The 18,643-nt window shown below is 55.7% G+C and carries 19 protein-coding genes; 17 read left to right on the plus strand and 2 right to left on the minus strand.

Features of this window, described 5'->3' with window-relative positions:
• Window positions 1-2 precede the first annotated feature (2 nt).
• The 6 genes from KM295_RS00280 to KM295_RS00305 all read left to right on the plus strand — a co-directional run bounded on the left by KM295_RS00280 (window position 3) and on the right by KM295_RS00305 (window position 5,659).
• Entirely contained in the window at window positions 3-470 is a 468-nt protein-coding gene (locus KM295_RS00280) for a DUF7283 family protein (protein ID WP_256027773.1), read from the plus strand.
• Window positions 451-849, plus strand: a complete 399-nt coding sequence (locus KM295_RS00285) for a DUF7285 family protein (RefSeq protein WP_256027775.1) — start codon at window positions 451-453, stop codon at window positions 847-849. Before KM295_RS00280 ends, KM295_RS00285 begins: the two co-directional genes overlap by 20 nt.
• Entirely contained in the window at window positions 834-1,619 is a 786-nt protein-coding gene (locus KM295_RS00290) for a DUF7284 family protein (protein ID WP_256027776.1), read from the plus strand. Before KM295_RS00285 ends, KM295_RS00290 begins: the two co-directional genes overlap by 16 nt.
• Complete coding sequence (locus tag KM295_RS00295) at window positions 1,616-4,051, plus strand: DUF7286 family protein (protein WP_256027777.1); 2,436 nt, start codon at window positions 1,616-1,618, stop codon at window positions 4,049-4,051. The genes KM295_RS00290 and KM295_RS00295 overlap by 4 nt, the downstream gene beginning before the upstream one ends.
• Before the next feature lie 75 nt (window positions 4,052-4,126).
• Window positions 4,127-4,627, plus strand: a complete 501-nt coding sequence (locus KM295_RS00300) for a hypothetical protein (protein WP_256027778.1) — start codon at window positions 4,127-4,129, stop codon at window positions 4,625-4,627.
• 3 nt (window positions 4,628-4,630) lie between these two features.
• Window positions 4,631-5,659: a tyrosine-type recombinase/integrase gene (locus KM295_RS00305; protein WP_256027779.1), complete on the plus strand. Its 1,029-nt coding sequence runs from the start codon at window positions 4,631-4,633 to the stop codon at window positions 5,657-5,659.
• A gap of 898 nt (window positions 5,660-6,557) precedes the next feature.
• On the opposite strand, the gene KM295_RS00310 is transcribed toward KM295_RS00305, so the two are convergent.
• Complete coding sequence (locus KM295_RS00310) at window positions 6,558-7,856, minus strand: CARDB domain-containing protein (protein ID WP_256027780.1); 1,299 nt, start codon at window positions 7,854-7,856, stop codon at window positions 6,558-6,560.
• 433 nt (window positions 7,857-8,289) lie between these two features.
• On the opposite strand from KM295_RS00310, the gene KM295_RS00315 reads away from it, so the two are divergent.
• From KM295_RS00315 to KM295_RS00345, 7 genes are all read left to right on the plus strand, one after another.
• Complete coding sequence (locus KM295_RS00315) at window positions 8,290-9,063, plus strand: DUF4352 domain-containing protein (RefSeq protein WP_256027782.1); 774 nt, start codon at window positions 8,290-8,292, stop codon at window positions 9,061-9,063.
• Between the two features lie 78 nt (window positions 9,064-9,141).
• Complete coding sequence (locus tag KM295_RS00320; RefSeq protein WP_256027783.1) at window positions 9,142-9,513, plus strand: hypothetical protein; 372 nt, start codon at window positions 9,142-9,144, stop codon at window positions 9,511-9,513.
• An 843-nt stretch (window positions 9,514-10,356) separates the two neighbouring features.
• On the plus strand, window positions 10,357-11,445 hold the full coding sequence (locus KM295_RS00325) for a type I restriction enzyme HsdR N-terminal domain-containing protein (protein WP_256027784.1): 1,089 nt from the start codon (window positions 10,357-10,359) through the stop codon (window positions 11,443-11,445).
• A 153-nt stretch (window positions 11,446-11,598) separates the two neighbouring features.
• Window positions 11,599-11,883 (plus strand): DUF7286 family protein, encoded by a 285-nt coding sequence (locus KM295_RS00330; protein WP_418904728.1) that lies wholly within the window; start codon window positions 11,599-11,601, stop codon window positions 11,881-11,883.
• 57 nt (window positions 11,884-11,940) lie between these two features.
• Window positions 11,941-12,366, plus strand: a complete 426-nt coding sequence (locus tag KM295_RS00335; protein WP_256027788.1) for a DUF5791 family protein — start codon at window positions 11,941-11,943, stop codon at window positions 12,364-12,366.
• A gap of 1 nt (window position 12,367) precedes the next feature.
• Window positions 12,368-13,255 carry an SDR family oxidoreductase gene (locus tag KM295_RS00340; protein WP_256027790.1) on the plus strand — a complete coding sequence of 296 codons (888 nt, stop codon included), beginning with the start codon at window positions 12,368-12,370 and terminating at the stop codon, window positions 13,253-13,255.
• Between the two features lie 92 nt (window positions 13,256-13,347).
• Window positions 13,348-14,481 carry a glycosyltransferase family protein gene (locus tag KM295_RS00345; protein WP_256027791.1) on the plus strand — a complete coding sequence of 378 codons (1,134 nt, stop codon included), beginning with the start codon at window positions 13,348-13,350 and terminating at the stop codon, window positions 14,479-14,481.
• Window positions 14,482-14,651: 170 nt separating this feature from the next.
• Here the strand turns inward: KM295_RS00345 and KM295_RS00350 are convergent, their stop codons facing one another.
• Window positions 14,652-15,719, minus strand: coding sequence for a zinc-dependent alcohol dehydrogenase family protein (locus KM295_RS00350; RefSeq protein ID WP_256028167.1), 1,068 nt, complete (start codon window positions 15,717-15,719; stop codon window positions 14,652-14,654).
• 236 nt (window positions 15,720-15,955) lie between these two features.
• On the opposite strand from KM295_RS00350, the gene KM295_RS00355 reads away from it, so the two are divergent.
• The 4 genes from KM295_RS00355 to KM295_RS00370 all read left to right on the plus strand — a co-directional run bounded on the left by KM295_RS00355 (window position 15,956) and on the right by KM295_RS00370 (window position 18,583).
• Window positions 15,956-16,114, plus strand: a complete 159-nt coding sequence (locus KM295_RS00355) for a DUF2080 family transposase-associated protein (protein WP_256027793.1) — start codon at window positions 15,956-15,958, stop codon at window positions 16,112-16,114.
• 4 nt (window positions 16,115-16,118) lie between these two features.
• Window positions 16,119-17,378, plus strand: coding sequence for an RNA-guided endonuclease InsQ/TnpB family protein (locus KM295_RS00360; protein ID WP_256027795.1), 1,260 nt, complete (start codon window positions 16,119-16,121; stop codon window positions 17,376-17,378).
• A 92-nt stretch (window positions 17,379-17,470) separates the two neighbouring features.
• Entirely contained in the window at window positions 17,471-17,764 is a 294-nt protein-coding gene (eif1A, locus tag KM295_RS00365) for a translation initiation factor eIF-1A (protein WP_256027796.1), read from the plus strand.
• A 105-nt stretch (window positions 17,765-17,869) separates the two neighbouring features.
• Window positions 17,870-18,583: a phosphoribosyltransferase family protein gene (locus KM295_RS00370; protein WP_256027797.1), complete on the plus strand. Its 714-nt coding sequence runs from the start codon at window positions 17,870-17,872 to the stop codon at window positions 18,581-18,583.
• The last annotated feature ends 60 nt before the right edge of the window (window positions 18,584-18,643 follow it).

Here is an 18,643-nt window from a genome sequence, read left to right on the forward strand (position 1 = left end):
CCATGTTCGAGGCCCCGCTCGATGCGTGGTACGTCTGGATCGGGCTCGCGGCCGTCAGCGGCGCAACGCTCGGAGTCGCGGGCGGTCTCCCGTCGGCGGTACCGCCTGACGCCGACGGGAGCGCACGGACCGTCGATAGCGTCGCCGCAAGCGATCACGCGGCTGTCGAGAAACATCCGCTTTCGAACGCGAAGACAGTCCGTGTCGGCACCGACTCGGTATCGCTTCGGGGCCCCGGCGGAACGGCACACGCGGCGTTCGGATACGGACCCGTGACACCTGTTTCCAGCGATTCGAAGCTCGATGCCGTCCTCCACGGTGAGCCGCCGGGGGCAGTCTTCGTGACGCCCTCGGCGTTCGAACACGCTGCGCGAAAGGCGCGCGAATCCGAACCGCACTGGAAGGAGACGGACCGGCTCCTCGTCCGTCGCGTCAACTGGGAGGGAACCGATGTCGTCCTCGTCGGATAAAGCACAGACCGAACCGCTGGCGGCGCTCGTCGCCGTCTTCGCGCTCGGTCTCGGCCTGTCGCTGTACGCCGGCGTCCTCGATACGACGCTCCCGTTGCTCTCGAGCGACAGCGAGATCACGCCGGCCGTGGCGGACCGGCTCGTCGCCGAAAGCTCCTCGTTCGGTGTTCTCGACCCGCCGATCGCCGACGCCGTCGCCGCAGCACGTCCGACCGGCTACGGACTGAACGCAACGGTGCGTGCTGAAGGTTCGGTCTGGACCGGCGGCCCCCCACGCGTCGACTCCGCCGACTGTACCGTCCGTTCGGTCAGCGTCCGAATCGCCCCCGGACAGGTCCGCCCGGGGCGATTGGAGGTGTGTGTATGGCCCGTGCAGTGAGTACGGTCCTCGACGTGTCGGTCTGTCTGTTGCTCGTCGGCGTCGCGGTAACGACGCTCGTGTTCGCGGTCCCGGGAGCGGACGAACGATCGGACTCCGAGCGGGATACGGTCGCGAAATCGATCGGTACCGTTACCGCGTCGGTTCCGGCTACCGACGGGCGGCAAACACACGATACGCTGGCGGGACACCTGACAGCGGCGGCGATCGTCGGCGCATCCTACGACGGCGAGCGGGTCGGGGCATCGACGTACCCGGACGCGGTTCGGCGGACGGTTCGAAGGGATATCCCCGAGCGGACCCACATCACCGCCCGGTGGCGGCCGTATCCCGAAGCGTCCCTGCGGGGGCAGCTCACGGTCGGGCCCGAGCCGCCGTCGACGGCCGACGTGTCGGTGAATCGGTGGGAGATCGATAGCGGGCTACGGGAGCCGCGTTCGGACAGGTCGTTCGAGGCGATCGCGGCTTCGTTCGCGACAGCGTACCTGAGGCGGCTGTTCCCGCCGGAACGGACCCGGATCGCGCTCGTCGATGCCCGGACCGCACAGCGGACGGCGGCCCGGTATCGGGCCGTCGCCGGGACACTCGGGGTGGATATCGAGGACGAGCTCGCGGACGCGTCGTCCCGACGGGCGAACGAACGGCTCGCGGACGCACTCACAGACCGGCTCGAATCGGATCTACGGGAGAGCTACGGATCGCCGGCCGAGGCCGAAAGCGACTGGACGGGAAACAACGTCGAACTCGTCGTCAGGCGGTGGGAAGCGTGAACGACAGAGGAAGAGTCCCCTTCGCGCTCGTCGGCGTACTGCTCGTGCTCACGAGCACGACGCTCGCCGTGACGGTCGTTCCCCAGACCGGCGAGGAACGTCCCGATATCGACCGGGCGATGGACGACGCGACCGCGATCGCGACGACGGAACTGCGGGCGGCAGCCGACGAGGCCGCAACGAAGACCGCGTCGGCGCCCGTCACGCGACCCGCCGACACCGTCGCCGGTCAAGCGCTTGACGACGACCGTCCGTTCAGGGACGCGCTCAGGCTTCGGATCTATTTGTACGCGATCGAACGGCTCGACGGAACCGAAACGACCCACGGGGATACGACGGTCCGCGTCTCGCTTCCGAGCGTCGAACCGACGACGCGGGGATATCGGACCGCAATCGAGCGGGTCGAAATAGAGCGAGCCGGCGCGGACGAGGCCGCGCTGTCGGTCGAGATCGACGGTGTAACGCTTTCGGCGATCCGAGGCGGACGGACCGTCGAGACGATCGAGCGATCGCCGACGTTCACCGTCGCGAACCCGGCGCTTTTGCTCCATGACCGCACCGAGCGGTTCGAAACGCGGGCGAACGCGCCGGTGACTCGTGAGGGACTCGGCAGGCGACTCACCGCCCGGCTGTATCCGATCGCCTGGACGCGGGGGTACGCTCAATACGGTGGTGCGCCCATCGCGACCGTCCTCGGGACGCGCCACGTCGAACTCGCGACGAACGACGCGCTGTTGGCCGAACAGCGAGCAGCATTCGGCGAGGCGGATCCGGACGGCCACCGGGGGACCGCAGCCGCCGGCCGGCGCGTCGCGACGACCGACATGCTCGTCGGGGTCGGGGGCGACGAGGAGTGGCAGGACGTCGTTTTAGAGACTGCCGACGATATCGGTCCGGACCCGCCGGCCGACCAGCCCGTCGGCACCTGGCGGGACGAACCCGACGATCCGACCGTCACGGTCGGCGTCAACGCGTCGGCCGATCGTGCGTTCGCCGACCTCGTCGGCGTGACCGGCGATGACGAGCTGGCGACGGTCATCGAGCGGGCCCACACGGTCGAGGCCCGCATCGAGACGGAGACGACGCGAAGGCGATGGGTCCGCGGCAACGAGACGACGGTAACGAGAGACGTCCGGAAGCGGACCTACCGGGTGGGAGTGGCCGTCCAGGCTCGCACCGAACCGATCGAGGGCGTTCCCCGCGGTCGGCTCGACGGTCACCTACAGTCGGCCGCCGACCGCGCGGCCGAGAGAGCGCTTGCGGATGCCGGCGGGTTCCGGGTCGTCGCCGAAACCGCGGCTGACGGGCGAACGGATTGGCCGGAAGCGACGGCGAAATCGCGGCCGGCATTCGACCGCGAAACCGTCGAATCCGAACTGGCGACGCTCCGGGAGGAAACCCGGGACGTGTCGGTGACGCTGCCAGCGACGGCGGTCGGGACCGGACGGGCGGACCCCGCCCGGCGGCTGCGGGAGAAACTCTCCGAAGACGGACGGTTTTTCGCTCCCCCCGGTCCGACGCCGGCAGAACGGACCCTCCGTGCCGGACAGCGCCGGTATCTCGACGCGCTGGGGGCGGAACTGCGGGAACGGGAGTCGATCGACGACAGGACCGGAAACGGGATCGAGGACGCACTCGGCGAGTACCTCGGCACCGACCGACTCGACGGGGCCCTCGCGGCGCACAGAGCCGCCCGTCGTCCCGACCCTGAACCGCTGTCCGATCCGGCCGGCAACCTCTCGCTTGCGGTCGATACCGCGCCGTCGTATCTCACGACGCGAGCGGTGTCCCGCGACCGGATCGACGAACGCGGCGGCGGAACGGTGTATCCGCTCTCGACACGGACGGTGAACCTCTTTACGTCACCACACGATCAGGTCGCGAGCGGAATCGTCGGACGGATCCCGTTTCTCGGTACCGAACACGTCCCCCTGTCGACGGCGGCCCGAACGCTGGCGGCGGTCGACGAGGGCCCGAAGCGCGATCGGCTCGAAGGCGAGGTCGAAGCCGCGACAGCGCACGTACGCGGCGAACTGATCGCCGAGATGGTCGACGCCGGCGTCGCCGAACACGAGGCCCGGGCGGCGCTCGCTCACGACGGCTCGAGTGCGACCGAGGCGTTGCGGCTCACGGACGGAACGACGATCGAGCGGGCGTCGACGGAGGTTTCGGGGACGGTTTCGGCCGATCGGCTCGAACTGCGGCTCCGAACGAGACTCGAGACAGTACTCGAAGAAGAATCGGCCCGACCGCGGAAGGCGACAACGACAGCCGTCCAGGAGCGGACCCGAACCGAGTACAGCGACGAACTCGAGAACGTTCTCGCCGACGGGATCGAGACGGGCGGCGAACGTGCCCGGAAACGGGCCCTCGGCGAGCGGCTCGGGGCGCTCCCGGCCGGGTTGCCGATCGCCCCGGTTCCGGGGTACTAGTACGCGACGGTCAACGTCTGAATGTAGACTATACCAAAATTCTATAAGTGAGGATTCCGAAAGACAAAATATCTCATGACTGACCGAAAGCAATTCAATATCAAAATCAAGTCTGAGAAGGCTGAGAACTGGGAGAACTATTTAGAAGATAATCCTCGGTATAGCTCTATGACTGATTTAATCCGGCAATCGGTTGAGAAAGAAATATCTGATTCTAACGGTTCCCCGTCACCAACTCAACAAGCTCCAAGCAAGGATATCGCCGAACTAAAGGAAATGTTCAATCAATCCCAGCAACAGCTTACCTCTCTTAATCATACGGTGGAAGATTTACAAACAGAAATCGAAGGGAGAGGACCACCGGACAAACATATCCGTTCGGAAATCTTTGCGGCTCTACCAGTTAAGAACGTAAGTAGTCCACAATCTCCGCATAAAATCGCTGATAAAATCGGTGGTCCGGTGGATCACGTTACGGTTTCGAATGTACTTGAGGAAATGAACGAAGAAATGGGTGTTGTGAAGGAAAGTATTGGCTCTGAACCCGGGGCTGTCCGCTATTATAAGGAGGATTAGACTATGGTAGAAACTTTCACCACTGGGAAACGGGGGAGCGAAGAGATAGAAGTACCTGATGAAATTGCTCACGTCCTCCATGACTTGGAAACTAAACTAGAGTATAACTCATACCGGAAGACAAAGACAGGGATACTCCATTACCTGAAATTTTGCCAAGAGAAACAGGGAACGTTTCCTACGGATGGTAATTCGGAGATGCATGCACGAATGGTTAACAGCTATTTTGAGGCTATTAGGAACGAAGGATACGCTAGAGAGACGATTTCTGGTCGGTGGACATGGGTGTCTCGTCTCTATCAACAGCTATCTTCTGGCCTCCTGAATGGTTATGCCTTCCTCGAAGAGGATCCATTTGAACTGCTTGAAGAAAGAGAAAACAAAACCAAACAAAATTATCTCCCCAAAGAAAGCCGAGAATCCAAGGACAAGCGACAGTATTATGTCTCAAAAGACGACTTGGAAACACTCTGTGATAATATAACATCTCCCGCTTTCAGGAACGAAACTTTGCTTCGGCTAATGTGGACCACCGGATTACGGTGTTCGGAAATTGTTCATCTCAAAGTGGATGAGATCAATCTCGAAGAAAATCGGCTTGAGAAAATCTATGTCTCGAAAACTGACGAAAAAGTTTCTTTGTGGATACCAGAGACAACGGCTTGGTATCTAGATCAATATATCAACGGTGGATACCGGGATGCATTCTCGTATGCTGAAGAATCAGACTATCTCTTTCTCACAAATAGAGCTGAGAAGATGCATCGACAAACCCCGAATAAGGTAATCAAGAGAACAGCAGAGAAAGCGGGTATGCAGGAAGTGATAGGTCAAACCCAAGATGAGGGAAATAGATACAAGATTACAGCCCATGCCTTTCGAAGAGGACACGGTATGCACTTATGGAAAGACGGACAGACTATTACGACAATTTCAGATAGGCTTAATCATTCCAGTGCTAAGCAAACCCGCGAATATCTACCTATCTCTGTTGAGGATTCTCAAGAGAAGCTAGAGTCGGTTTCCTTCTGACCATCTTGCGTTTAACCAACACACTCCTACTCAAACCGCTGTTGTTGGTTAAATACATAGGGAGAGGATCTACTGCTACTCTCAGAAACAACTAGCGCTAAACTGTTATAGTCAATTCTAAGGTAAATATATGATACTCTAAACGGCTTTCTATGACCTTCGAGAGTAGATTGTAGGGGAAACATCATAGAATGGATTTGAGGGTACAAAATGTGTGTCTATGACGGTTCTGAGAGTCAAGAGAGTATGAGAGAAGGGTGAACCAAAGAATCGACAGAGAATCGAAGAACAATCAGCAATTGAATCAAGAGAGAATCAAGAGAAGAGAATCAAGAAGAGAAACAGAAAACAGATTTGTGTTTGTTTGATTGACTCGTCTTATAAAGAGGATCAACTTATTATTTGGAAATTGAAATGTCTGTTTTCGAGCAAAAAATCTGTCCGTATCACTCTTTCTAACCCGAGATAAATTCCTGTGAGCTTAGAAAATGCATACGAATATGCTTCAAATCAAAGAGTATAGACCTTCTACTCTCTGCTTAGACTAAACAACTTTGTAACCTTAGCAAAAACCACCGGAGGTAGAATCCGGTGGGGAAATGCTGGAAACGGTGGCAATTGGCCCCTAATGTCATGGTGAGCTTGGGAGCCATTTTACTTTGTCATATTGAGGATATAAGTAATTTGGGCCGTCTAAAATCTATTCAAAATTCATATACTCAAATCCGTAAAAGGACAATTTTTCTCAGACAATACCACCAACCGAAAGAATCCAGTATGCTATGAACCCACAGAGAAGCAAAAACGCTAATCCCATACCAATAGCCAACCCCCATCCTATTGTCTCCACTATATCCTGAATCATATTCTATTAATCAGACATGAATAATGAAGGACTCTATTCTATATTAACCTCCCAACTTCCATCTGCATTAATATCTACCCAACCTACTCCGTCGAAGCTGAATGTTGTCTCTCCGTCAAATTCTCCAATTTCGTTAAATACTGTCTCAGCAAAACTCCCTTCCATCGGATAGACTTGAACTTGGAAGTTACTTTCCCCAGAATGAGAACCATCTGCTACGTGAGTTCCACCAAATTCTATTGGACCCACTACATCTGGTTCACTACCAGAGAGTGACTTTGGTAGGTCTTCACCACTACCTGAACGGGGTTGATGAATATCTATACTCCAGCTTCCATCTGCATTAACGTCTAACATATATTCTCCAGAATCAATTAAATCAGCTTGTGAGCCGTCAAAATCACCAATTACGTTGATGAAGTTATCATCAAATTCTGAATCATCTACAAGAGACACTTGGAAGTTAGATTCTCCACTATGAGTAGCTTCTACAACAGTTAATCCACCTTCAATTTCCACGCCGTCTTCCACAGATTGACCACTACCAGAGAAAGATTGAGTAGCTGGTTCATCAATAGTAATTTCAATTGAACCTGTTATTTCGTCATCCTCAGAAGTGAATCTATATTCTAATTCACCTTCTGACCAAAGCTCAGTATTAATCCCTACTGTAATAGCTGTACTCTCACTAGAATCTAGAGTAATCTGCGATTCATCAACAAGTTCATCATCTAAATAATACTCAAGAGTCTGTGTCCCTTCCTGATCACCTGTATTTTCAATAGTAACTTCAAGTTCTACTTCTTCACCATAGTTTACAGTTACACCATCTGGTTCCACATCTGTAAATTCAAAAACTGCTTCACCGGGTTCCTCAATTGTGATTGACCCACTTAGCTCATCATCTTCAGTTAGAATCGTATATTCTAAATTGCCTGTCGTGTTGTCGGCTTCAATATCCTCGGGGCTATTCCATCTGGCCCCAAATCGTACACCCTCTCCGGGTTCAAGCTCTACAGTTTCTTCATAAGAGTACCATTCCGAGCTTATTTCAATTGTTTGTTCACCGGCTATATCTCCAGTATTCTCTACATTTGCTCCGATAATAACTTCTTCATCCTGAGAGTAGGTTTCTCCATCAATTATTTCAGAAAGCTCAAAAACTGCTTCACCTTCTTGTTCTTGCTGTCCAGACTCGGATCCTTGTTCCTCTGAATCATCCTCTTCGGTTTGATCTTGATCTTCTGATTCAGGTTCTTCTGTTTCCCCACTACACCCAGCTAACGCGATCGACCCCCCAAGGCCAATCAGGACTTTACGCCGGTTTGGCATACGTTCTCTATTCCCTCATTTAACTATAAACTTTGGCTACTAATCCGTAGTTATTTAATTACTAATTAGTGTTTGCAGAATTATAAGTCAGGGGGATTAAAGATAGATAGTAGCATGGAAATCACCATGCGAGAGCGGGCGGATTGGATGACCCAGCTAGATGACGAAATTCTAGAACTTCTATATTCATCTGAACTTGTACTAAGTCCGTCTATTATCGCTTTCAACATTGATCGGAGCCGGGAGGGAGTAGCAGATCGAATAGCTACACTAACCAACTATGGTCTAGTTAAGAAGGTTGAACGGGGAAAATACCGAATCACCGAAGAAGGTGGGCAATATCTTCAGGGAAAATTAGACGCAAGCAGATTAGAGTGAAAGCTAGATAGACTCTACCAAACATTTAATAACCGACTCCATCTGGAAATTGCATATGGGCGGGGATTCCTCCGAAGAAAGCAGTGATGACAGTGGTATAAACATTACACTAGGTAAGATTATCGCATATCCAGTTGGCATACTGCTACTACTTTCAGGATTAGGAGGCTTTACACAGAGTGTTGCTGCGGGCGTCTTTCTACTATTAGCTGGAATTCTATCACTCCCAATTGTTCGGTCACGGTTAAAACAGTCGCAAGGTATTGCTATCAACCGATGGGCAACAGTCGGTATTGTGATCGTGTTAGTAATTGCTGGTGGTTCAATGATTGGGGGGACTGGGAATGGTGATACTTCTAGCGGCGAGACTGAAGAAATAACTCACCAGATGGGAGAGTCTTTTACTGTCGGTGACGATAGTGAATCAATTCAATATACCGTTCAAAATGCGTATGAGACAAGCTACATTGACTCCGGACTTGAGCAAGAAGAGGCAGATGGAAAGTTCGTGATCATTATTCTTTCAATGGAAAATGTGGGTGATGAATCAGTTGATATAACCACTAACCACTTGACAATAGTTGATTCTCAAGATCGTACATTTGACGCAAGTTCGGAGCAATCTATTTGGGTTGAACAAGACGCCCGATTCCAAGTTGAAGGAATTACTTTTGATCAACTACAGCCAGGAGTTACGACCGAGGGAGCCGCTGTTTTTGAAGTACCTGAAGAAGAATCAGAACTTCAGTTTAAAATAGAACCAACAGGTGTGTTCTCTAATGCTGATGAACACTATGTAGAGCTAGAAACAGAGCAATTAGAAGAATGATCATTAAAATAGATTCTTTGATTTAGGGTAAGTACTCTGCCTAATCTTTATACTCATTCTCTATCGGGTGGAAATATAATGAAACGAAAAAATTACTTAGCGACTATCGGAACAACAGCTAGCCTTGTTAGTTTTTCAGGTTGTTTAGTTTCAACTTCAGAAGTAGATGGTGATCTTGTTGTAGATGATACAGTGATAGGTAATACTCAGTTTACTTTTGAAGCTAATGAGGAAGATATGATCAATATCTGGGGGCATAATACTGAGGGACGGCTTGCTATTATTAGTATAGAAGGCCCTGAATTAAAAGTAGGTTCATTACAGATAGAAACAGAAAAAAGCTCTTCGTTTAATGCTATATCTACTGGTACACATGTTGCTATTATCGCACAATCTGGCTTTGGTGGTGAAGTAGAGGTACAGATTGGTGTAGAAAATCAACCTGATTGAAGTATAGATCTTTTGAAAAGCTGTTTTCAGCTATTCATTAGCCATTAATAACAGGTAATACATAGTCAGTTAATAGTTTATTCCCCAAATTTAGAAGGTAGATCATCTAATACAGTTATATTCTCAATTTAGAATAGGTACAATGTATCTAGTACAGTAATCATCTATATCCCCACAAAACAGTAGTATAAGACAGTATAACAGTAATATTGCTTTGCAACGTTATCTCCTATCCCTAGTAAAATACCTAATATAGTGATTTACTTACTGTGTATAGACTCTACTGGAAATGTCTTCGTTCGCTCACTAGGGGATTTGGTAACTACAATAATACTCTCTTCGCTCTAGATCTCTTTGTAACTATAGATGAATACTCTATAAGTTCCCAACTAGTATTATTTATTAATTTAATTCCTTTCTTCTTTTTCCTTCCTTTTCAAAATATACAAAAGTTTTTCCTTCCTTTCTCTTCCTTCATTATTGCTGGCCACAAAGAGCGATGTGACCACCAGCTAACAAGCGATACCAAACTAGATCCCAATCTTGAGGAGGAGCCACATAGCGGACGTCGCCGCTGAAGGTACTCAATACTGTGTAGCTCCCATAATCTGACCATCGTTCCTATTCCGAGAGGTATCCATCGGCTAGAGCAAATGACCCACCAAATTCTGTACTATACAAAGATAATTGAACCTCTAAGCGAAGTTAGCCACGAACGAGATGGATTTCATCGGAAGACGCAACGAACGGATTCTAAGGTTACTCAGTTTCTTCTCACGAAGACTGATTGGAGTAACTAGCGGACTAGTTTAATAATGATTGCCTGAGGGCTGTCACATAAGAATGGATGAAGAGTCGGTTAGAGGATATATCGAACACTCTCAAGAGATTATTAGAGACTCTCCTCAAATGGACGAAGCCAATACCAAAGCGGCGATACTCCAACCGGAATTTCTAGATCTTCTCAATTGGAAAATTCCACAGAACACTCAACTGGAGTATTCCGTAGAAGCATTTGGACAAACCTATAAAGTTGATTATGCTCTGATTTTGGAAGGAACTCCTGTTGCGTTTATAGAGGCAAAAGGGGTTGATACGTCTCTAACTGAGCGACATGATGAACAGCTTTCATCGTATATGACTAACAAGAATGTTAGCTATGGAATATTAACGAATGGGGAACGGTATCGGTTCTTCCAACGACAAGTAGACGGAGCCAATGTGAGTGTACAGCAAGTCGCAGATATACAACTGGAAGATTTAGTAGATCGAATTGCGATTTTGAGAGCATATACTGTTGATTCAATCCAATCAGGTGAATCTGCGAGAATTCTTGGCCGAATTAACGAGCTACGACAATCACGAAAAACTCTAGAAAGTGAGAAGGACAACTTAGCGTCTGAAATTACGAATCTACTGACAGAGAGTGTTTCTGATGTTATTTCATCTCCTGTTGAATCCCAAGCCAAAGAGATGATTGATAGAGTTATCACAGACATTGAAATGGAGATTGATACAGATGGCAGTAGTTCAACTGTTGAAGCACCTAGCAACACACAACCTGAATCTACTGAAGAACTTTCTGACATAGAGAGTGGATATATAGTTCGAATACATGATGCTGGCAACACACTTGCTGAATTTGAAGATGAGATTCAGAGTGATGTAATAGCTGATGCTGTGGATTATCTGATTGAAAACGAGAATCTTATTTCAAAAATAGAACCCCTACCCTACATTCCGGGGAGAGAGAAGGCAATAATCAATAACGAACCAGCGTCTCCCCACGATGAAAAGGCGATGAGGGCTTATCGAGAATTGGCTGGTGGGTACTATCTTGATACTCATGCTAATCAGGACGGGAAGAAGCGTACCATGAGTACTTTAACAGAAGAATGTGATCTTGAAGTTTCGTTTAGTGGTGAATGGTGATCCTACACGACAGATTAAGAACCATTATATTTGTTTCATAGAATAACATAGTTCTGCTTAATCGAAAGAAGGGACGGAGGTAGTGATTTTAGAGTGAATTATACAGATAATATTGCTTGTTTCCTCCGTATATTTTGGTAGAATTATTCTACTATCTATAATCGGACGGTCAACGTCTGGTACGTCGACGTCGGCGGCACCTACGAGCGTTTCGCCGTCCGGACGAACCGGGAAAGCGACTCGGGATCGGTGACGTATCTTCGCGACGGACGGGCGGCAAACCTCACCCACCGCGGGGAACGGGTCCATCTGGGCACGGCCGAACGGATCTCGGTACGGACGAAAACCGCCGTCATCGTCGTCGTCCCGCCGGGGCCTCGGGGCGTCGGCAACACTGACGGAAAGATGGACCGGCGCTCGCCGGGATGGCCGCCGTGAACCCAACTCGCGATCGAACCCCGAACGGTACTTTAGGTCGGAAAGCGAACGAAGGGTATGCTTCACGAACTCGTTGCCGACCCTGGCGAGCTATCTCCCTTGGAGCTGTACGATCGATACGTCGCGAAGCTCCGGTCCGTGATCGACGAGCACGGGGTCGAAGCGGTCGCCGAGGAGTCGGGCGTCGATCCGGGGACACTCGATGGACTCGCATCCGGGGACGAGCCCGAAATCACACTCGAGGAAAGCACCGCAGTCCTCGCGATCCCGGACGACGCCCCGGACGGCGAGACGATCGCGGCGCTCGCTAGGGACGAACTCCTCATGGGGATGACGAACGCCGTACTGGATGTCGAGGCGGTCGAATCCGGGCTCGGCGGGGAGCTGGAAGCACGGGAGATACAGTCGAAAGTCGAGGGACGGTTCCCGATGACGCTCCGGGAGTTCGCGCTTCTGTATCAGCACATCGAAGGGGTGCGGTAGGATGCGGGTCGCGATCCTCGGCTGTGGCTACGTCGGGCTCGAACTCGCCCGCCAGCTCGGCGACGAACACGAGATCGTCGGCGTCCGGCGCTCCTCCGAAGGGCTCGATGCCGTCGAAGCCACCGGAGCGAGGGCAGTGCGGGCCGACGTTACCGACCCGGATAGTCTCACAGCCGTCCCCGATGTCGACGCCGTCGTCTTCGCGGCCTCCTCGGGCGGTCGGGGCGCCCAAGCGGCCGAACGGGTGTACGTCGACGGGCTCCGGACGACGATCGAGGCGTTCGGAGCCCGGGACGTCCCGCCCGACCGGCTGATCTACACCTCGAGTACGGGCGTCTACGGAGATCACGACGGCGGCTGGGTCGACGAGACGACCGACCTCTCGCCGACGACGGGAAAAACGCGAGTGCTCGCGGAGGCCGAACGGATCGCCCGCGAGGTCGCCCCCGAGTACGGGATCGACGGATGCGTCGTTCGGTTCGCGGGGCTGTACGGCCCGGACCGATACCGGCTCGACCGGTACCTCGAAGGGCCGGTGACCGAGGGGTATCTGAACATGATCCACCGCGACGACGCCGCCGGGGTCGTCCGCTTCGCCCTGGAGACGACCGACGAGGAGTTGCTGCTCGCGGTCGACGACGAACCGGTCGAGAAACACGCCTTCGCCGACTGGCTGGCCGACGAGTGTGGCGTCGACCGCCCCCCGAAGCGATCCAAGGCCGAGCGGATCGAGGAGGGCGACCTCTCGACGGCGGCCCGACGGCGTATCCACACGAGCAAGCGGTGTTCGAACGCCCGCCTCCGCGAACTCGGCTACGGGTTCGAGTACCCCACGTACCGGGAGGGATACCGGGCGGCGACCGAAGCCTACCGGAGCGAAAAGGGGTGACAACCTCCGGCGAGAGCGATCGGCGCGTTCACCCCTCACACGCGATGCCGCAAGCCCGGCCTTTTTCGATATCCGGCCCTTCCCGGTAATCGATGGAGTACGTCCAGGAGGACATCACGACGCTTCACGATTTCGGGGCTGCCCGGCCGAGCGCCCCGGCGAGCGAGGCGTCCGTCGTGGTCCCGATGACCGAACGCGAACATGCGGGGCTCGCGGCCGAGCGGGTCCTCTCGGCACTGGAGACCGTCGCCCCGGATCGGGTCGTCGTCCCGCTCCGGGCGTCGCCGGACCGCGTCGGCGCGGTCGTCGAGTGGCTGGCCGGGTTCGAACTGCCCCTCGAAGTGCTGTGGTGTGACGGCCCGCGCATCGCCGGCTTGCTCTCGGCGGCCGGGCTCGACGGAACACGCGGGAAGGGCCGGGACGTGTGGCTCGCGCTGGGGGTCGCGGCGACGAGCGAGTACGTCGTCGTCCACGACGCCGACGCGAAGACCTACGACGAAACCCACGTCCCGAAACTGCTCTTCCCGCTGGCGGAGGGGCTGGCGTTCTCGAAAGGGTACTACGCCCGCGTCGAGAACGATCGACTCTACGGTCGGCTGTTCCGTCTTCTGTACCGGCCGCTGATCGAGGCGCTGTCCCGGGAGGACGACGCGGCGATACTGGATTTCCTCGGCGCCTTCCGGTACGCGCTGGCCGGCGAGTTCGCGACGACCGGCCGGGCGGCCCGAAAGCTCCGGATCCAACGCGGGTGGGGACTGGAGGTCGGGACCCTCGGCGAGGCGTTCCGGCTGGTCGGAGCCGACGGTGTCGCCCAGGTCGATCTCGGCGTCCACGAACACGAACACCGGTCGGTGTCAGGTCCGAGCGGGCTCTCGGAGATGGCCCGTCAGGTGACGGCGGCGCTGTTTCGGGCTGTCGAAGAGAACGGCGGCGACCCTTCATACGGGACGGTCATCGACAGGTATCGGGCGGCCGCCGAACGGCTCGTCGACGCGTACGCGCTCGATGCAGCGTTCAACAGCCTCGAATACGATCGGGGGAGGGAACGAAGCCAGATCGAAGCGTACGCCGAGGCTATCGAACCGCCGGAATCGGACACGCGGCTCCCGGCGTGGGAGACGGCACCGATCACGTCCGGGGAAGTCGTCGATTCGGCGATCGAGGACCTCGACGGGGCGATGGACGCCGGATCGATCGGCGTCGCCCCGGAGCGCCGCCAGGGATAGACGGGGACAGCCTACCGGCGGTTCGGGCCCAGCGTCTCGACGGTCAGTTCCGTGATCTCCTCGGGCGTGCCGTCCGGAACGACAAGCAGCGGTTCGTCGACAGCCTCGATCGAGGCGATCGCGTCGAACTGTTCGCGCGCCTCGGCCCGGATCCGGCCATCACCGCCCGTTCAGAACTCGTCGCAGACGGGGATCCCGACCGTGTCGAAATCGTCCATCGAGGCGATGACGTCCGGTACCTCCTCCAGCGGGACGGTCTCGGAGACGATCTTTCCGGGGTCGATCTTTCCGCGCTCCATCATCGAGAAGATCTCCTCGTACTCGTGGGGTGGCATGCCGACGGAGCCGATGAACTCCCGTTCCTCCATGACGATCGTATCGACCGGCAGCGAGACCTCGCCTTCCTCCTCGCTCGTCGTCAGCCCGATCTGGAGGTTCTGACCGCCCTTACACAGCGACTGGACCGAATTCCGGCATGTCTCGGCGATCCCGAGCGCGTCGACGCTGACCTCGACGCCGCGATCCGAGGGAGTATACGCTTTGACCGCGGCCGGCACGTCGTCCGTTTCGGTGACATCGATCGTCTCGTCGGCGCCGAGTTCCTCGGCCTTCTCGAGTTTCTCCTCGGCCAAGTCGACGGCGACGACGTTCGCACCGAGGGCGTCGGCGATGTGGACGGCCGACAGCCCGACGCCGCCACAGCCGTGGACGGCGACCCAGTCGCCGGGCGTGACGTCGACCCGATGGACCAGCCCGTGGAAGGCGGTCGCGAAGCGACACCCGAGGCCGGCGACCTCGACAGGATCGACGCCGTCGGGCAGTTTCACGACGTTGTGGTCGGCGTACCGGACGGGGAATTCCTCGGCGAACGCGCCGGGCTGGAACGGGACGAACCCGAGCGGGACGACGCTCTCACAGATGTTCGCCCGCCCCGATTTGCAGTGCCGGCAGGTGCCGTCGCTGAGGTTGAACGGCACGCAGACGCGGTCGCCGACGCTCAGCGTCCGGATCTCCTCGCCGACCGCCGTGACCGTGCCGACCGGTTCGTGCCCGAAGACGAGTCCGGGCGTCGGCGAGACACCGAGCCACTCCCAGTCGCCCCGCCAGGCGTGCCAGTCGGACCGACAGATCCCGCAGGCCTCGGTCTCGACGACGATCCCGTCCGGATCCGGTTCGGGTCGGTCGATCTCCTGTACGTCCATCAGTTCGCCCGGCTCGTCAAAGACCACGGCTCGCATCGACATGACGTTCGGGGGCTCGTCGCCGATCGGTTTAACTCTTACAGGCTAAGTCCCCGTCCTCAAGGAGCAACGCAGTGAGCGGAGCGAACGAGTAGCGTTAACGAGACGCGGCGCGTCTCGTTCGCACATCAGAACGCTTCGCGTTCTGAGGACGCAGTAGGGCGGGGATACAGCCGTACGCCATTGTCACTCAACCGAAACGCATAAAATATATACTGAATATATAGTCGTGTATGGGCACGTTCGAATTGAAAGGCGAGGAAATCATCGACCGTGAAGCAAAAGAGTTCGGCGGGAGTGCCCACGTTACCGTCCCCAAAGACTGGCGCGGCGCAGACGTGAAAGTCATCCGCGTCAGCGACCCCGACGAAACCGACGACCAAGACGAGTAACGCGATGAACTACAACTACAGGTATCGCATCGAGCCTGACGAAGCCGTCGAAGCCGCGTTAGAACGGCATATCGATACCTGTAGGCAACTCTACAACCACTTCCTGTACGAACTTCGCAACACCGACGAGTACCTGTCGTACACTGCGATGCAGAATATGCTGCCCGACCTGAAAAACTGGTGGGACGACCTCAACGACGTGTACTCGAAAGTGTTGCAAATGGTTGCTCGCCGCGTGAGTGACAACCTCGACCGCCTCAAAGAAAAGAAGGAGAACGGGCACAAAGTCGGGATGCTCAAGTGGAAGCCACCGCGAGAGTATCGGAGCCTCACCTACAATCAGTCTGGTTTCGAGCTCAAGAACACGAGTGACCAGACCGTCCTCTCACTGTCCAAGATTGGTGAGATGCCGATACATCTCCACCGCGACATCCCCGACGACGCCCGTGTGAAACAGGTCACGGTCAAGCAAGAGAAAACTGGCGAGTGGTACGCCATATTCGGTATCGAAACCGAAGACAACGTACCCGAAAAGCCCGCTCTGGATGAGGTTGACCGCGAGGATATGGTTGGTATCGACGTGGGCATCATCAAGTACTCCCACGACACCGACAGCACGATGGTCGGCAGCCTCACCCTCAACTCCGAGTACGAGCGACTCGAACGCGAGCAACGAGCGTTGAGCCGCAAAGAACAGGGGTCGCAGAACTGGCACGAGCAACGGCGTAGTGTGGCTCGCATCCACGCTCGCATCGTGTGGAAACGCCGAGACTTCTTGCACAAACTCTCAGCGTACTATGCTCGTGAGTACGACCTCGTAGCGGTGGAAAACCTTGACGTTCACGGGATGATGCAATTGCCGTCGAACAGTCGGAACCGAGCGTCGGCGTCATGGCGAACGTTCATCGACTTCCTCGAATACAAGTGCGAGCGCGAGGGAACTCACTTCGTGAAAGTCGAACCTGAAGGCACGACGCAAGAATGTGCCGAGTGTGGTGTTGAGGTCGAGAAGGAGTTGTGGGTTCGTGAGCATTCCTGTCCGACCTGTGGGTTCGAGACTGACCGTGATGAAAACGCCGCGTACAATGTCCTACAACGTGGTCTTCAGGAGTTAGGTGTGGGGCACGCCGAAGTCACGCCTGCGGAGACTGCACTCCCTACGTCTACGACTGGTGACTCGTCCACCGTCGTGGATGCAAAGTGCGTCATTGAAACAGGAAGCCCCACCCTCAAGGAGCGAACCGCGCAAGCGGTGAGCGAGTAGGGTGGGGTAGTTCACGCTTTCGCGCGACAGCCCTACGGCGTGTGGTTTCGCGTCGATAAAGTCTTAACACGGTTCCTGTCCAACCCTGAACTATGAGCGATAACGAGGGGCGAAAGGATCTCCGGATGCCCGAGGGCGAGGAAGTGTTCGCCATCGTAACCGACATGCTCGGGGCGAACCGAGTGAAAGTACGGTGTATGGACGGTACCGAACGAACTGCCCGGATCCCCGGGCGGATGCAAAAACGCATCTGGATCCGCGAGGACGACGTCGTTCTCGTGGAACCGTGGGACTGGCAGGACGAGAAAGCCGACGTCGTCTGGCGCTACGAGAAACAGGAAGCCGACCAGCTCCGCGAGGAAGGCCACATCACCGAGAGCGTCTGATCGGCGGATTGCCGGTGGGATCGGGACTGGTATCCAGACTGGTGCGTATTTCTCCGTGGTACGACACCGAAGTATTCATGAACGTGCCGTAAGCCACTGGAAGGTATGAACCGCTCGGAGAAGGCCGCCCTCCAGTTGCGTGCCGTCGACGTGTTGCGAACGCTGAAGGAGACGCGTACGTACGAGGAACTCGCCGCCGAGACGGGGCTGCCGGCCGGCGATCTCAACCGGTACGTTAACGGCCACGTGCTGCCGAGCGAGCGCCGCGCCCGGGCGGTCGTCGAGAACGCCGGCCGGGAGCTTCTGGCCGACGAGCTCGATGCCCGTATCACGGTTGACGCCGAGGGCTACGTCGACAACTCCCGGCTCGTCTTCGATCAGGCGCTTCTGTCGCTTGTCCCGCCGGTTGCCGCCGAAACGCTCGGGGTCGAACCGCCGGACGCCGTCCTGACAGCCGCGACCGACGGGATCACGCTCGCGGCGGCGATGGCTCGCTACTTCGGGGCGCGCTGTGTGTACGCCAAACAGTCCAGAGAGACCGCCGTCGAGGAGTTCATCGAAGCCAGACGGCGACTCTCGTCGGGCATCGAGATCGACTATTATCTGCCGGCGAACGCGATCTCGACGGGCGAGTCCGTCCTCGTCGTCGACGACCTCATCCGGTCGGGCGAGACGCAGGAACTTCTCCTCGAGATCGCGGCGACCGCCGGCGCGGACGTGACCGGGGTGTTCGTGCTCATCGCAGTCGGCGAGGAGGGGATCGATCGTGCACGGTCCCGCACCGACGCGCCGGTCGGTGCGTTGCTTTCCCGCGAGTGAGGCCGCAGTTCCCCATGTTTGCGTACGTTCCCGAGGGGAAATTTTATACTCGTCTTCTGT

Origin of the sequence: Natronomonas aquatica (assembly GCF_024449025.1) — an archaeon.
Lineage (GTDB): Archaea > Halobacteriota > Halobacteria > Halobacteriales > Haloarculaceae > Natronomonas > Natronomonas aquatica.

Bases quoted from the DNA above. Each gene is read 5' to 3' on its own strand.
- KM295_RS00280 (WP_256027773.1), top strand. From the start codon at position 3: ATGTTCGAGGCCCCGCTCGATGCGTGGTACGTCTGGATCGGGCTCGCG.
- KM295_RS00285 (WP_256027775.1), top strand. From the start codon at position 451: ATGTCGTCCTCGTCGGATAAAGCACAGACCGAACCGCTGGCGGCGCTC.
- KM295_RS00290 (WP_256027776.1), top strand. From the start codon at position 834: ATGGCCCGTGCAGTGAGTACGGTCCTCGACGTGTCGGTCTGTCTGTTG.
- KM295_RS00300 (WP_256027778.1), top strand. From the start codon at position 4,127: ATGACTGACCGAAAGCAATTCAATATCAAAATCAAGTCTGAGAAGGCT.
- KM295_RS00305 (WP_256027779.1), top strand. From the start codon at position 4,631: ATGGTAGAAACTTTCACCACTGGGAAACGGGGGAGCGAAGAGATAGAA.
- KM295_RS00310 (WP_256027780.1), bottom strand. From the start codon at position 7,856: ATGCCAAACCGGCGTAAAGTCCTGATTGGCCTTGGGGGGTCGATCGCG.
- KM295_RS00315 (WP_256027782.1), top strand. From the start codon at position 8,290: ATGGGCGGGGATTCCTCCGAAGAAAGCAGTGATGACAGTGGTATAAAC.
- KM295_RS00320 (WP_256027783.1), top strand. From the start codon at position 9,142: ATGAAACGAAAAAATTACTTAGCGACTATCGGAACAACAGCTAGCCTT.
- KM295_RS00325 (WP_256027784.1), top strand. From the start codon at position 10,357: ATGGATGAAGAGTCGGTTAGAGGATATATCGAACACTCTCAAGAGATT.
- KM295_RS00335 (WP_256027788.1), top strand. From the start codon at position 11,941: ATGCTTCACGAACTCGTTGCCGACCCTGGCGAGCTATCTCCCTTGGAG.
- KM295_RS00340 (WP_256027790.1), top strand. From the start codon at position 12,368: ATGCGGGTCGCGATCCTCGGCTGTGGCTACGTCGGGCTCGAACTCGCC.
- KM295_RS00345 (WP_256027791.1), top strand. From the start codon at position 13,348: ATGGAGTACGTCCAGGAGGACATCACGACGCTTCACGATTTCGGGGCT.
- KM295_RS00350 (WP_256028167.1), bottom strand. From the start codon at position 15,719: ATGCGAGCCGTGGTCTTTGACGAGCCGGGCGAACTGATGGACGTACAG.
- KM295_RS00355 (WP_256027793.1), top strand. From the start codon at position 15,956: ATGGGCACGTTCGAATTGAAAGGCGAGGAAATCATCGACCGTGAAGCA.
- KM295_RS00360 (WP_256027795.1), top strand. From the start codon at position 16,119: ATGAACTACAACTACAGGTATCGCATCGAGCCTGACGAAGCCGTCGAA.
- eif1A (WP_256027796.1), top strand. From the start codon at position 17,471: ATGAGCGATAACGAGGGGCGAAAGGATCTCCGGATGCCCGAGGGCGAG.
- KM295_RS00370 (WP_256027797.1), top strand. From the start codon at position 17,870: ATGAACCGCTCGGAGAAGGCCGCCCTCCAGTTGCGTGCCGTCGACGTG.